Annotated in this window: 12 protein-coding genes; 5 read left to right on the top strand and 7 right to left on the bottom strand. The window is 67.7% G+C overall.

Translation table 11 applies throughout. From position 1 onward, the window contains the following. Positions 1-5 precede the first annotated feature (5 nt). Complete coding sequence (locus ACNO8X_RS14245) at positions 6-908, bottom strand: adenylate/guanylate cyclase domain-containing protein (protein ID WP_418001512.1); 903 nt, start codon at positions 906-908, stop codon at positions 6-8. Between the two features lie 203 nt (positions 909-1,111). Between ACNO8X_RS14245 and ACNO8X_RS14240 the strand changes: the two genes are divergently transcribed. Together ACNO8X_RS14240 and ACNO8X_RS14235 are read left to right on the top strand one after the other, a co-directional pair. Next, positions 1,112-2,149: an oxygenase MpaB family protein gene (locus ACNO8X_RS14240; RefSeq protein WP_260942179.1), complete on the top strand. Its 1,038-nt coding sequence runs from the start codon at positions 1,112-1,114 to the stop codon at positions 2,147-2,149. A 4-nt stretch (positions 2,150-2,153) separates the two neighbouring features. Then, positions 2,154-3,395 (top strand): acyl-CoA dehydrogenase family protein, encoded by a 1,242-nt coding sequence (locus ACNO8X_RS14235; RefSeq protein WP_260973106.1) that lies wholly within the window; start codon positions 2,154-2,156, stop codon positions 3,393-3,395. A 7-nt stretch (positions 3,396-3,402) separates the two neighbouring features. On the opposite strand, the gene ACNO8X_RS14230 is transcribed toward ACNO8X_RS14235, so the two are convergent. The 4 genes from ACNO8X_RS14230 to infC all read right to left on the bottom strand — a co-directional run bounded on the left by ACNO8X_RS14230 (position 3,403) and on the right by infC (position 5,462). Continuing rightward, positions 3,403-4,173, bottom strand: coding sequence for a TrmH family RNA methyltransferase (locus ACNO8X_RS14230; protein WP_418005901.1), 771 nt, complete (start codon positions 4,171-4,173; stop codon positions 3,403-3,405). Further along, complete coding sequence (rplT, locus tag ACNO8X_RS14225; protein WP_029121325.1) at positions 4,170-4,559, bottom strand: 50S ribosomal protein L20; 390 nt, start codon at positions 4,557-4,559, stop codon at positions 4,170-4,172. The genes ACNO8X_RS14230 and rplT overlap by 4 nt, the downstream gene beginning before the upstream one ends. A gap of 39 nt (positions 4,560-4,598) precedes the next feature. Beyond that, entirely contained in the window at positions 4,599-4,793 is a 195-nt protein-coding gene (gene rpmI / locus ACNO8X_RS14220; RefSeq protein ID WP_020103309.1) for a 50S ribosomal protein L35, read from the bottom strand. A 69-nt stretch (positions 4,794-4,862) separates the two neighbouring features. Then, entirely contained in the window at positions 4,863-5,462 is a 600-nt protein-coding gene (infC, locus tag ACNO8X_RS14215) for a translation initiation factor IF-3 (protein WP_082068006.1), read from the bottom strand. A 260-nt stretch (positions 5,463-5,722) separates the two neighbouring features. On the opposite strand from infC, the gene ACNO8X_RS14210 reads away from it, so the two are divergent. From ACNO8X_RS14210 to ACNO8X_RS14200, 3 genes are read left to right on the top strand one after another with little or no spacing between them, the layout of a single operon-like run. Next, positions 5,723-6,106, top strand: a complete 384-nt coding sequence (locus ACNO8X_RS14210; protein ID WP_418001511.1) for a DUF1844 domain-containing protein — start codon at positions 5,723-5,725, stop codon at positions 6,104-6,106. A gap of 55 nt (positions 6,107-6,161) precedes the next feature. Continuing rightward, a complete protein-coding gene (lysX, locus tag ACNO8X_RS14205; protein ID WP_418001510.1) occupies positions 6,162-9,494 on the top strand; it encodes a bifunctional lysylphosphatidylglycerol synthetase/lysine--tRNA ligase LysX in 3,333 nt (1,110 codons plus the stop codon). 40 nt (positions 9,495-9,534) lie between these two features. After that, positions 9,535-10,911 carry an alpha/beta hydrolase-fold protein gene (locus tag ACNO8X_RS14200; protein ID WP_418001509.1) on the top strand — a complete coding sequence of 459 codons (1,377 nt, stop codon included), beginning with the start codon at positions 9,535-9,537 and terminating at the stop codon, positions 10,909-10,911. Between the two features lie 4 nt (positions 10,912-10,915). Here the strand turns inward: ACNO8X_RS14200 and ACNO8X_RS14195 are convergent, their stop codons facing one another. Together ACNO8X_RS14195 and ACNO8X_RS14190 are read right to left on the bottom strand one after the other, a co-directional pair. Next, the gene (locus ACNO8X_RS14195; protein ID WP_418001508.1) at positions 10,916-11,971 is read right to left on the bottom strand and encodes a hypothetical protein; all 1,056 of its coding nucleotides are present in this window, start codon (positions 11,969-11,971) and stop codon (positions 10,916-10,918) included. Continuing rightward, complete coding sequence (locus ACNO8X_RS14190; protein WP_418001507.1) at positions 11,968-13,260, bottom strand: hypothetical protein; 1,293 nt, start codon at positions 13,258-13,260, stop codon at positions 11,968-11,970. The genes ACNO8X_RS14195 and ACNO8X_RS14190 overlap by 4 nt, the downstream gene beginning before the upstream one ends. Positions 13,261-13,269: the final 9 nt, after the last annotated feature.

The raw sequence follows: 13,269 nt of genomic DNA, 5'->3' as shown, positions 1-13,269 counted from the left end.
CGGCCCTAGGCTTCAGCGAGCTCCCCGTCTTCGGGTTCGGTTGCGGCGTCCTTGCGCGGCCTGATCCAGTACATGGACATGTCCTCGGGCACACCCGAGGCCTTGGCGGCGAACAGTTGCTTGCGCACCTTCTTGGGCGTCACACCGAGGGCGTCCAGGTACTGCTCGTCGATCCGGTCCAGGGTGGCCTGCGAGATGATCAGCCCGCCCTTCGTGGCCCGCTCCATGACGCGCGCCGCGATGTTGACGTCGACGCCGAGCAAGTCCGACCCGATGCGATGCGGGTGCCCGGTGTGGATGCCGGCGCGCATCTTGGGGTGGTACCCGTCGATCTCGACCTCTTTGAGTGCGTCGAGCGCGCGGACGACCGACCGAAGCGCAGTGACAGGATTGCTGAACACGGCCATGGACCCGTCGCCCATGCGCTTGACGATGTGCCCGCCGGACTCCAGCAGCGGCGGCTCGAACACCTGAGCCACGCGGCGCAACAGGCGGAGAGTGGTGTCGTCGCCGACGCTCAGCGACCATTTCGAGAAGCCGACGAGATCGGTGAACACGATGGTCACCTCGGGGTTCGCCGGCCGGCCCGAGACGCGCTCGGTAAGGGCCTGCCACACCTGCAAACCGGCCAGACTCACCTCGTGGGACGCGCCACCGCGCGGCAGCAGCCGATCGGCGGCCCGGGCCGCGGCACTCGGTCCGCCCACGCCGGCGACCGACAGCGGATCACCGAACTCCGGGTCCCCCGGCAGGGAACGGCGCGCCCGCCTGATGAATTCGATTACAGCCGGACTGTGATTGGTGTTCTGCAACCAGCCCAACGGTCCACTTGATCCTGGCCCGGCGTGTGACGCCGAGCCGATCTCGCCCACACCGTCGGATCGTTCTTCGAACGATTCGACTTCCACGACGCCACCCTAGGTGGCGTCGCCCGGCAGCGGCAACGATCGCCACTGTCCAGCCGAAAAATACCTGGTCACCGTGTTGTGGCGCGCCGGTAGACGATCCGTAACAGTGCCGGCGACACCAGTGCCAAATCGTGGACAACATGCGTTGTCACGATTATCGTGGCGCGCAGAACCCTCGGTATCAACGTTGAGCGAGGCACACGATGACCGCACGCAAGACTCCCGCCACCCCGCCCATCGCGCCATTGGGTCCGGATTCCCTGACCTGGAAGTACTTCGGCGACCTGCGCACCGGCCTGCTCGGTGTGTGGATCGGCGCGATCCAGAACATGTATCCCGAACTGGGCGCCGGCGTCGAGGACCACTCGATTCTGCTGCGGGAGCCGCTACAGCGCGTGGCGCGCTCGGTGTACCCGATCATGGGCGTGGTCTACGACGGCGACCGCGCCGCAGACACCGGAGCCCAGATCCGCGGGTATCACGAGACCATCAAGGGCGTCGATCACGACGGCCGCCGCTATCACGCACTGAACCCTGAGACGTTCTACTGGGCGCACGCGACGTTCTTCATGCTGATCATCAAGACCGCCGAGTATTTCTGCGGGGGGCTGACCGAAGCCGAGAAGCGCCAACTGTTCGACGAACACGTGCAGTGGTACCAGATGTACGGCATGAGCATGCGGCCGGTTCCGGAGACCTGGGAGGACTTCCAAACCTATTGGGAGCACAAGTGTTCCGAGGAACTGGAGATCAACCGGGCCACGCTCGACATCTTCACCATCCGGATTCCCAAGCCGTGGTTCGTGCTGATGCCCACCCCGGTGTGGGATCAGATGTTCAAGCCCTGGCTGGCCGGGCAGCGCTGGGTCGCGGCCGGGGTTTTCGACCCCACCGTCCGCGAGCGGGCGGGCATGCGCTGGACGCCCGGCGACGAGGTGGTGCTGCGCCTCCTCGGCAAGGCCGTCGAACTGGCGTTCCTCGCCATTCCTGAGGAAATCCGTTTGCATCCAAGGGCATTGGCCGCGTACCGCCGAGCTGCCGGGCAGCTGCCGCCGGATGCGCCACTGGTCGAGGCGCCGGCGTTCATGGCCCCGCCCAAAGATCGCTGGGGACTGCCGATGCATTATGTGCCACGTCACAAGTCATTGATGGAACGCGCCGGGTCACTGGTGCACACCACGTTCTCGTTGGCCGGTCTGCGTCCCGCGCGCAACCGCTCTGTCCCCGGAAAGGCTGCCTGAATACATGCTTGATTGGTCCGACGTCGATATTGCCGTGCGCGACGCCGTTCGCGAGTTCGTGGACAAGGAAATCCGCCCGCACCTCGACGACCTCGAGGGCGGCGACATGGAGCCGTACCCGATCATCCGAAAGCTGTTCGCCACCTTCGGAATCGACGTGATGGCGCGAGAGTCGCTGGAGCGGCGGCTGTCCCGTCTGCGTTCGGGCGAGGCGTCGGAGGGCAAGCAGCGGGCGTCGGGCGGGATGTTCGGCGGCGGACCCGATCAAGCCGGCATGGGCATGGTGCTGATCAGTGAATTGTGCCGCGTCAGTTCGGGTCTGGTCACCGGCGTGGGCGTCAGCCTGGGCCTGACGGTGCCCACCATCCAGAGCCGCGGCACCCTGGCCCAGCAGGAGCGCTGGCTGCCCGGCTTGGTGACCTACGAGAAGGTCGGCGCCTGGGCCATCACCGAACCAGACTCGGGCTCAGACGCATTCGGCGGCATGAAGTCCTACGTCGTGCGCGACGGCGACGACTACATCCTCAACGGCCAGAAGACGTTCATCACCAACGGCCCCGACGCCGACGTCGTCGTCGTGTACGCCAAGCTGGATGAGGGCGACGGCGCCGATAAGCGCGACCGCAAGGTGCTGACCTTCGTGCTCGACCGCGGCATGGAGGGCTTCGTCCAGTCAAAGCCGTTCCGCAAGATGGGCATTCACTCGTCACGCACCGGTGAGCTGTTCTTCAACAACGTCCGGCTCGGCCGCGACCGGCTGCTCGGCGAGACCGAGGAGAACAAGGCAGGCGACGGTCGCGACAGCGCCCGGTCGAGCTTCTCGGCCGAACGCGTCGGCGTGGTGTCCATGTCGCTGGGCATCATCGAGGAGTGTCTACGGCTGTGCATCGACTACGCCAAGACCCGCACGCTGTGGGGCAAGGAGATCGGGCAGTTCCAGTTGATCCAGCTCAAGCTGGCTAGCATGGAGGTGGCCCGGATGAACGTGCGCAACATGCTGTTCCGCGTGATCGAGTCCGGTCAGGCCGGTCGCCAGATTCCGCTTGCGGAGGCGTCGGCGATGAAGTGGTACTGCTCGCAGGCCGCCACCGACGTGGCTATGGACGCCATCCAGTTGTTCGGCGGCAACGGCTACATGACCGAGTACCGCGTCGAGCAGCTGGCGCGCGACGCCAAGTCGCTGATGATCTACGCCGGCAGCAACGAAGTGCAGATCACCCACGTCGCCAAGGGGCTGTTGGCTTAAGGCCGGATCAGGAGTGGGCGCGGGAGCTCTCGTACAGGCAGATCGACGCCGCGGCTGCCACATTGAGACTCTCGGCGCTCCCCCGCATCGGAATATGCACCCGCTGCGACGCCAGGGCCATCAGGTCAGCGGGCAGGCCGTGCGCCTCTGGTCCGAACAGCCATGCGGTGCGCGCCGACAGATCGGCGGCGCGGATGTCGATGGAGGCGTCCAGTGCCGTCGCGAGCACCTCGATGCCACTGTCCCGGATCGCCGAAACCACTGCGGCCGCATCGGGATCCACCACCACCGGCAGCGAGAAGATGCTGCCCGCCGAGGACCGCAGGCACTTGCCGTTGTAGGGATCCACACTGTGCCCGGCGAACACCACCGCATCGGCGCCCATGGCGTCTGCGATGCGGATCAGGGTGCCGGCGTTGCCCGGCTCCGACATGCCCACGGCGACCGCCAACAGCCGCGGCTCGGCGGCCAGCACGGACTCCAGGGACGACTCGGGCAGCGCGCAGACCGCAACGAGCCCGACCGGAGTGACGGTCTCCGACAACGCCTTTGCGGCCTTCTCGGTGACCACCGAAACCGGGGCACCGTCCAGCAGCGCGCCGAATCGGTCCAGCGCGGCTTCAGTCGCAAAGACCTCAGAAACGACACCACGCCGCAGCGCTGCCTCGACGAGGTTGGGACCTTCGACGAGGAAGCGTGCGGCGTGACGACGCCCCGCGGGTCGCTGCAGCTTCAGCGCCGCAGCTACCCGGTTGGAGCGTTCAGTGAGGGGTGTCAGGCGGCTTCGCCGGACGGAGCGTTGACGTCCGCGGGCAGAGCGGCCTTGGCCACCTCGACCAGCGCGGTGAACGCGGCGGGATCGCTGATCGCGATCTCCGACAGGTTCTTGCGATCAACCTCGACGCCGGCCAGCTTCAGACCCTGGATCAGGCGGTTGTAGGTGACGCCGTTCTCGCGGGCCGCCGCGTTGATACGCGTGATCCACAGCTTCCGGAAGTCACCCTTGCGGGCGCGACGGTCGCGGTAGGCGTAGGTCAACGAATGGAGCTGCTGCTCCTTGGCCTTGCGGTAGAGCCGCGAGCGCTGCCCGCGGTAGCCCTTCGAGGCCTTCAGTACTGTGCGCCGCTTCTTCTGAGCGTTCAGTGCGCGCTTCACGCGTGCCATGAGAGTGTTCCTATCGTTCGTTCGGGTAGCGGGGCTGTACTAGCCGGCCAGCATCTTGGCGACACGCGCGGTGTCGTTGGCAGCAACCACGGCGCGGCCGTCGAGACGACGGGTGCGCTTGGTGGCCTTGTGCTCCATCAAGTGGCGACGGTTGGCCTTCTGGCGCACGATCTTGCCGGTTCCGGTCTTGCGGAACCGCTTCGATGCGCCACTGTGGGTCTTGGCCTTGGGCATGTGTCCTCAGTTTCTTTCCAAGCGGTCACCCGCGGCGGCGGGAACCGCTGCGGGCAATCGCGACTGCTGTTACGCGGTTGCGTCAGATTCAGGTGCCTCTGGCGCCGGCCGGCCGGCCGGTGCGTCGGCATCGTGCGCCGCCTTCGCGCGAGTCTTCGCGCCGCGGTGCGGTGCCAGCACCATCGTCATGTTGCGGCCGTCCTGCTTGGCGGACGTCTCGATGAAGCCGAATTCGGCGACGTCGGCGCCCAGCCGCTGCAGGAGTCGGTAGCCCAGTTCGGGCCGCGACTGCTCACGTCCGCGGAACATGATGGTCACCTTGACCTTCGACCCGGCCTCCAGGAAGCGGACCACGTGGCCCTTCTTGGTCTGGTAGTCGTGATCGTCGATCTTGGGTCGCAGCTTCTGTTCCTTGACGACGGTCTGCTGCTGGTTCTTGCGAGACTCGCGCTCCTTCAGAGCCGTCTCGTACTTGAACTTGCCGTAGTCCATGATCTTGCAGACCGGCGGCTTGGCGCCTGGCGCAACTTCGACAAGGTCGAGATCGGCGTCTGCGGCGACGCGGAGGGCATCTTCGATGCGCACGATGCCTACCTGTTCGCCGTTCGGTCCGATCAACCGAACTTCAGGTACTCGAATGCGCTCGTTGACGCGTGTCTCAGTGCTGATGGGGCCTCCCGGGTTGTTCCAGTACTTGTTCAGTAGAGGTCACACCCGGCCCGGCCATCTGTTCGCATGAACAGAAAAGCCCTGCATATAGCAGGGCCCAATGCCGACCGATCACGGCTCACGCCGTCTGCGCACAACGCAGCACAGGCACAATGTGCCTGTGACCGGACCGCCAAGCCGCGAGGCCGACGGTGGGAGGTGGGACTCCACTTGCTGTCCTGACGTAAGCCAGGACGGTCGCGCATGACACTCTAGCAGTCATGACCGACCCGAACCTAACCAGTGACCCCGCCACAAACTCAGCGACCGAAGCTGAGGAAGCCCAGGTACGGGAGCTGGCCGCGATCCCCGCCGTCGAGGTGATCACCCGCGCCGCCGTCATGCTGATGAGCGCCGCCGCCGAGAAGCTCGGGCTGGCCGACGCGGATCCCGACGAGAGCCCGCACCGCGACCTCGACGAGGCCCGTCGCCTCATCACCGCGCTGGCCGGCCTGGTTCAGGCCTCCGCCGAGTATCTGGGAATGCACGCCGGCCCGGTCCGCGACGGCCTCAAGAGTCTGCAGCTGGCCTTCCGCGAGGCGAGCGTCGCGCCCGACGAGCCCGGCCAGGGTCCGGGCGAGAAGTACACGGGCCCCGTCTGGTAGCCGTGACCAGGGCTCTGCAGACACTCCCAGGTTTCACCGCATATTGTCCGAACTTATGACGTTGACGTCGAGCAGACCACAGCAGCGCCCGACGACATTGGGGTGGGTTCCGGCCGCCGCCGGCTGGACCGTCGGTGTCGTCGCCACGCTGTCGTTGTTCGCCAGCCTGTCGCCGCTGATCCGGTGGATGATCCACATCCCCCGCGAGTTCGTCAACGACTACCTGTTCAACTTCCCGGACACCAGCTTCGCCTGGTCGTTCGTGCTGGTTCTGCTGGCCGCCGCGCTCGCGGCACGCAAGCGGATCGCCTGGTGGATCCTGTTGATCTACATGGTCGGCCACATCGGCTGGAACATCTACGGCCTGCTGTCCGGCAACCTCTCGGTGGTCGATCTGACCGTCATGCGGGACCTGGGCGAGGCGATCGGCCTGGTGTTCCACATCGGCGTCATTGTCGTCCTGCTGCTGTCGCGGAATCAGTTCTGGGCCAAGGTCCGTCGCGGGGCGCTGCTCAAGGCGGCCCTGACCCTGGTCGCCGGCATGGCCGTCGGCATCCTGCTGGCCTGGGGCCTGCTGGAGATGTTCCCCGGCCGGCCTCCGCTGGACCCTGACTACCGCTTGGCTTACGCGGTGAACCGGGTCAGCGGGTTCGCCGCGGTCGGCAAGGAAGCGTTCGAGGGTGGCCATCCGCACGCGTTGCTCAATGCGCTGTTCGGCTTGTTCGGCGCAGTGGCGCTGATGGTCGCGGCGATCGTGCTGTTCCAGTCCCAGCGCGCGGAGAACGCCCTCACCGGCGAGGACGAGTCCGCCATCCGCGGGCTGCTCGAGCTGTGGGGCAAGAACGACTCACTGGGCTACTTCGCCACCCGCCGCGACAAGGCGGTCGTGTTCGCGCCCAACGGCCGCGCGGCCATCACCTATCGGGTCGAGGTAGGCGTCTGCCTGGCTAGTGGCGATCCCGTCGGCGACCCGCGGGCCTGGCCGGCCGCCATCGACGCCTGGCTGGCCCTGTGCCAGACCTACGGCTGGGCACCGGGCGTGATGGGCGCCAGCTCGACCGGTGCCGAGGCCTATCGCCAGGGCGGGCTCAATGCCCTGCAACTGGGCGACGAGGCGATCCTGTATCCCGACCAGTTCAAGCTGTCCGGGCCCGACATGCGTGCCGTGCGGCAGGCCGTCACCCGCGCCCGCCGGGCCGGACTGACGGTGCGGATGCGCCGGCACCGCGACATCAGCGCCGACGAGATGGCCCAGGTGATCACGCACACCGACGCGTGGCGCGATACCGAGACCGAACGCGGCTTCTCGATGGCGCTGGGACGACTCGGGGACCCCGCCGACGGGGACTGCCTGCTGGTGGAAGCCGTGCAAGGTGACGGCAGGGTCGTCGCCATGCTGTCCCTGGTGCCGTGGGGCAACAACGGGGTGTCACTGGACCTGATGCGCCGCTCCCCCGCATCCCCCAACGGCACCATCGAGCTGATGGTCAGCGAGCTGTGCCAGCGTTCGGAAGAGATTGGCGTCAACCGGATTTCGCTGAACTTCGCGATGTTCCGGTCGGCATTCGAGCAGGGGTCGCAGCTCGGTGCCGGCCCGATCCTGCGGCTGTGGCGCGCGCTGCTGATCTTCTTCTCCCGGTGGTGGCAGCTGGAGACGCTGTACCGCTCCAACATGAAGTACCTGCCCGAATGGGTTCCCCGCTACGCCTGCTACGAAGACGCGCGGCTGATCCCGCGCGTCGGGGTCGCGTCGGTGATCGCCGAGGGCTTCCTGGTGTTGCCCTTCTCCCGGCGCGACGAACAACCCCACACCGGCCACCACACCGCGGCTCCCAAGAATCTGGTCGAGTCGGGACGGCTGCATGCCGACGGCAGCGCTCCCGATGTGGCCGACCTGGCGGCAGGGGCGTCCGACACCACCGACGCGCGCCGCCTGCCCGACCAGGTACGGGTCCGGATGGCCAAGCTACAGGCATTGCAGGACAACGGCATTGACGCCTACCCCGTGGGGCAGGCGCCCAGCCACACGGTCGCCGAAGCAGTCGAGTCCGCCGCGGGCACCGCGGTCTGCGTCGCCGGTCGGGTGCTGCGGCTGCGTGACTACGGCGGTGTGCTGTTCGCCCAACTGCGCGACTGGTCCGGCGAAGTCCAACTGCTGCTGGACAATTCACTCCTGACTGACGGCACCGTGGCGGAGTTCACCGGGGCGATCGACCTCGGCGACCTGATCGAGGTCACCGGCGTCATGGGCGCCAGCCGCAACGGCACGGTGTCGGTGCTGGCGCACAACTGGCGCTTGATCGGCAAGTGCCTGCGTCCGCTGCCCGACAAGTGGAAGGGCCTGACCGACCCCGAGGCCCGCGTCCGCACCCGATATCTGGATCTGGCGATCAACACCGAGTCGCGGGAGCTGATCACGGCCCGCAGCCGCGTGCTGCACGCCATCCGGGAAACATTGGTGGGCAAGGGATTCCTGGAGGTCGAGACCCCGATCCTGCAGCAGATCCACGGCGGCGCGAACGCCCGCCCGTTCGAGACCCACATCAACGCCTACGACCTGGATCTGTACCTGCGCATCGCCCCCGAGCTGTACCTCAAGCGGCTGTGCGTGGGCGGTGTCGAGCGCGTCTTCGAGCTGGGCCGAGCCTTCCGCAACGAGGGGGTGGACTTCAGCCACAACCCCGAGTTCACCCTGTTGGAGGCGTACCAGGCACACGCCGACTACAACGTCTGGATCGACGGCTGCCGGGAGATCATCCAGAACGCCGCGGCGGCGGCCAATGGCGCTCAGGTCGTCATGCGGCCGGGTCCGGACGGCAGCCTTACACCCGTTGACATCTCGGGAGTGTGGCCCGTCAAGACCGTGCACGATGCGGTGTCCGAGGCGCTGGGCGAGCGCGTCACCCCGGAAACCGACGTGGCGACCCTGCGCAAGCTGTGCGACGCCGCCACGATCCCGTACCGCACCCACTGGGATGCCGGCGCGATCGTGCTGGAGCTGTACGAGCACCTCGTCGAAGACCGCACCGAGGTACCGACGTTCTACAAGGACTTCCCCACCTCGGTTTCGCCACTTACCCGGCCGCACCGCAGCATCCCGGGCGTTGCCGAACGTTGGGACCTGGTGGCCTGGGGTGTCGAGCTCGGCACCGCATACAGCGAGCTGACCGATCCGGTCGAACAGCGCCGGCGACTCGAGGAACAGTCGCTGCTGGCCTCCGGCGGCGATCCCGAGGCCATGGAACTGGATGAGGACTTCCTGCAGGCCATGGAATACGCGATGCCGCCGACGGGTGGTCTGGGTATGGGCGTCGACCGCGTGGTCATGCTGATCACCGGTCGCAGTATCCGCGAGACCCTGCCGTTCCCCCTCGCGAAGCCCAGATAGCACACAGGCACCTCCCAGCTTTGCGAGCCACCCTGGCGTTGTGACGATCGGGGCAACGACTGCCAGCCTCTATGCCGTGCAACATATTTCGTTGACGCACGGCTGGCTCCCTTACACCGTCCAGGCCCTCGCGGTGGCGGTGCTGGTCTTCGCGGTCGGCTGGCGCAACCGCCGGTGGCGCACCGTTTGGCTACCGGTAGCTGCCGCGTCCGGGGTAGCGCTGACCGCCGCCGCGCGCTGGTTCGTCGCATCGCAGGGCTGGTCTGACGAGCCCGCGCCGACCCAGCTGTTGGTGTGGACTGCGGTCACGAGCGCCGCAGCGGTGCTGCTGATCGTCGGCTGGCGGGCCACACGCTGGTGGCGTCGCGGGCTGGCGGTCGTCTCGGTACCACTGTGCGTGCTGTCCACGGGGCTGGCGCTGAACGCCTGGGTCGGGTACTTCCCCAACCTCGACACCGCATGGGAACAGGTCAACTCGGCGCCGGTGCCCAACCAGACGCGGCCCGAGACCGTGGTGGCGATGCAGAAGGCGCGGCAGATACCCCGCAAGGGGTCCGTCGTCCAGGTCGAGACAGGCTCGGCGGCATCGGGATTCAAACATCGCGACGAGTACGTCTACTTGCCACCGTCGTGGTTCGCCAGCAATCCGCCCCCGCAGCTGCCGATGCTGATGATGATCGGCGGTGAATTCAACACGCCCGCCGACTGGCTGCGGGCCGGTAACGCGATCAAGACGGTCGACGATTTCGCCGCCGCGCACCAGGGCAACGCCCCGGTGCTGATGTTCGTCGATTCCGGCGGCGCCTTCAACAACGACACCGAGTGCGTCAACGGACCCCGCGGCAACTCCGCCGACCACCTGATCAAGGACGTACTGCCCTTCATGATCGCCAACTACGGCGTGAGTACCGACCGCCGGCACCGCGGCATCGTCGGCTGGTCGATGGGCGGTACCTGCGCGGTGGACCTGACTGTGATGCACCCCGATCTGTTCAGTGCATTCCAGGACATCGCCGGGGACATCGCCCCGAACGCCGGTAATCGGCCCCAGACCGTGCAACGACTGTTCGGCGGCAGCACCGCCGAGTACGCCGACTGGGACCCGATGACGGTGATGTCCCGCCGCACCTACGACGACATCGCCGCCTGGTACGACATCAACGGATCTGAGCTCTCCCGGGGGCCGCTGCCCGCACAAACCGTTGCGGCACATTCCTTGTGCGGCCTCGGCACCGCCCGGGGCATCCGGTGCGCTGTGGTGGAACGACCGGGCAAGCACGACTGGCCGTACGCCGCGCAGGCGTTCGCCGCCGCGCTGCCGTGGCTGGCCGGACAGGTCGGCACGCCGAGTGTTCCATGGTTGCCGTTGCCCGGTGCGACGGCGCCTGCGGTAACGGTCCAGGCCGCCCGACGCTGACGGTCTAGTAGTCGGCTTCGGCGGCCAGGATCTCGGCCAGGTAGGCATCGGGGCCGGGCGCCGCGAGCCGGGCGCGCACGTAACGCCGGACCCGGTCGCGAACCGCTTCCGTCTCGCCGCTCTCGGCGCCGAGGGTGACCGTGGTTCCGGTCCAATCATGGCCCCAGGCTTGGGTTTCGGTGGCCGGCAAGGGCAGGGTGGCATTTCCGTCGGTGTCGAGCGTGCCGTCGCCGGTGATCGAACCCGAGTCCAGACGCACCGCTATCCCGTCCGCGGGACCGATCGTGGCGACGCGGATATCGGCGACGACCGCACCGTCACGCGCCTGCACGGACCAGTCGATGGTGCGTTCGGCAGCGTCGAATATCCGCGGTGGCACCGCGGTCCACGAGACCGATGCGACGCCGCTCGCGATGGCGCCGTCGTCGCCGGCACCGGGTTGCCCGGCGGCGAGCGCGTAGTCGTCCTGCCGCGGCAGCACCTGTGCCGCAAGGACTTCCGACCAGTCGCCCAGCCCGGATTCGTCGGCGACACTGACGCAACCGCGGACCAGGTCGAGCACCCGCGGATCACCCGCGGCGGCCAGGCCCGACAGCGTCCGACGGTGCGGCACCAGCAGTCCGGCGATGTCCGAGTCCAAGGTGTCCTGGGTGAAGTAGTCCTCCAGCGCCGCCGTCGACAGCGCCACCTCGGCATCGAGCACTGCGGGGTCGAGCGGGGTGATGCCGTCGCGGGCGCTGGCCGGCCACCACCGCCGCAACCAGTGCCCGACGGCCAGACGGCGAAGGGCAGCAAGGGGTTCGGGCAGCGGCAGCACATCGGCAAGGTCGACGTCGTTGCCGGCGGCGGCAGCGACCACTGCCACGTGGCCGGACTCCCCGACCAACCGCCACAACCAGTCCGCGGCGGCCAGGTCCGTGAACGTGATCCGCAGCGCCTGTGCGGGTTCGTGGATCGTCCACGCCAGGACGGCGCCGCTGACCTCGAGCACCGCCACCTCGGGCGGTGCGTCGACCTCGGACCCCAACGCCCACAATCCTGAATCGACAGTTAGTTTCACCCTGTCGCCTCCAATTCCAGCATCGCCTTGATGCGCTGGCGGTGATCGAGGCTCACCGATCGGGCGACCCCGTCCAACAGGCCGCGCACCTCGCCGGCATCGCCGCAGGATTCCTGCCAGACGTCACGCCCGTGCAGTCGTGCCCACAGTCGCGAGACATAGGGGCGGACGAACGCCGCGAGCTCGTCCACCACCTGCTGCTGCCGCGGATGGACGGGACCGCCATCGGTCAGGTACCGGCGGGCGTGCAGCACGTACGCCTCCTTGCGGAGCCGGGCCTGAATCTGGCCCGACAGGTGGTAGCGGGTCGGGTGATTCACCTCGAGCGGTGCCAGGTCCACCCCGATCTCGATGCCGGCGACCATGGTGGCCTGGTTGTCCTCTGCCAGCAGTCCCCACGGCGAGGCCGCACGGTCCGCCTCTTCGGCGCACAAGGTCGACAGGTCCGGCAGCTCGTCGCGGTCGAGGGCACGGCGCAGCGTCGCCCGGACACGGTCGACGATACTGCGGTCCAGCGGACGTTCTGCCACGCGGGAACCCGCGACCGTCGGCTTCGATTGTGGTGCGGTAGCGCACAATCCGATCTCTTCGACCGACCAGGGCGCGGCGGCCGAGGCATCTCGCATCCGGGCGCCGAAGTTGTACGGGGTGGTGTCACCGATCAATGCGGTCCAGACCCGCTGCCGGGCGGCATCGGCGTTGTGACCGCCGGACGGACCGAGCACCGTCGTCAGCCCGGCGAGAAATGGCGCGGACGGCTCGCTTCCGGCCCGAACGTCGTCCCAGCCGGCGTCGAGTTGACGCGACAACGTCTCCAACACTGCGGGATCGGCGAGGTACTCGTGCAGTCGCTCCACGGCGGTGCGGTCCCGGTCGCCGTGCACGTCCCGCAGCGCCTCCACCACGACGGGTGAATCATCTTGTCCTGGTTCGCCTCTGGTGGCGGCCAGTTCGAAGCACACCGGGAAGTAGAGCTCTTGCGCGTTCCCGGTGGTGATGCGGTCGCGCCGGCGCTGCGCCTTCAGCAGCGCGAACCACTGTGCCGCAGCGCGCAACTGAACCGCGTGGTCGAAGATGATCTGGCGCATTTCGTCAGCGACATCCTCGGGGACCACGGGTGCCGAGTACTCGGGGTGCGCCCGCAGCCGGAGTACCAGCGGATCGATGATGCGTTTCACCGCGCGGCTCAGCGGGCCCCCGTCGGGGCTGCTCAGGAGTTCGAGACCGGGTCCGATCTCGCGCCACGCGGCGTCGATGACGGCGCGACGTGGCTGCGGCCCGATGGTCATCGGCCCAGG

Origin of the sequence: Mycobacterium sp. PDNC021, assembly GCF_048282635.1 — a bacterium.
Lineage (GTDB): Bacteria > Actinomycetota > Actinomycetes > Mycobacteriales > Mycobacteriaceae > Mycobacterium > Mycobacterium llatzerense.
The sequence above is the reverse complement of the archived record's forward strand: the minus strand, read 5'-3'. Positions and strand labels throughout refer to the sequence as shown.